General features: G+C 56.8%; 1 protein-coding gene. It reads right to left on the reverse strand.

Features of this window, described 5'->3' with window-relative positions; all coding sequences use genetic code 11:
• A partial coding sequence (locus BLX41_RS19165) for an RDD family protein (RefSeq protein ID WP_259745023.1) occupies positions 1-365 on the reverse strand: 365 nt, incomplete at its 3' end.
• Positions 366-472 lie beyond the last annotated feature (107 nt).

Raw genomic sequence — 472 nt, forward strand, 5'->3', positions numbered from 1 at the left:
GACACCATGAAGCGCAACAGTGCCTGCCACAGACTGATGCGGCTGCCGTCGGCGTTCTGCACCCGAATGCCCCAGACCTGCATGCCCAAGGTCTGTCCGGAATGGGTCCAGAACTTGGCGAAGAAGCCGAACAGCACGAACAGCAGCACGGTTGAGTACAGTGGATCGCCGTCCAGGGCTCCAGACTCGGTCAGGGTACGCATCCGAGCTTCGCCGATGATCTGCATCTGGATCAGCTTGTAGATGCCGCCCGTGACAATCAGCAGGGCGACGCAGAGTAGAAAATCATAGAACATCGCTGCCAGGCGACGACCCAGACCGGCGGCGGGGAATTCGCCTTGGGGGCTTAGCAGATGTTTCGACATGACAGGCTCTCGACTGAAAAAAGAAGCCATTTTACGGAATTGCGCGCACAAAAAAGCCCCTGATGTCAGCATCAGGGGCTTTTTCGTTACAGACGATTAAGCTTCTG

Origin of the sequence: Pseudomonas protegens, assembly GCF_003732485.1 — a bacterium.
GTDB lineage: Bacteria > Pseudomonadota > Gammaproteobacteria > Pseudomonadales > Pseudomonadaceae > Aquipseudomonas > Aquipseudomonas protegens_B.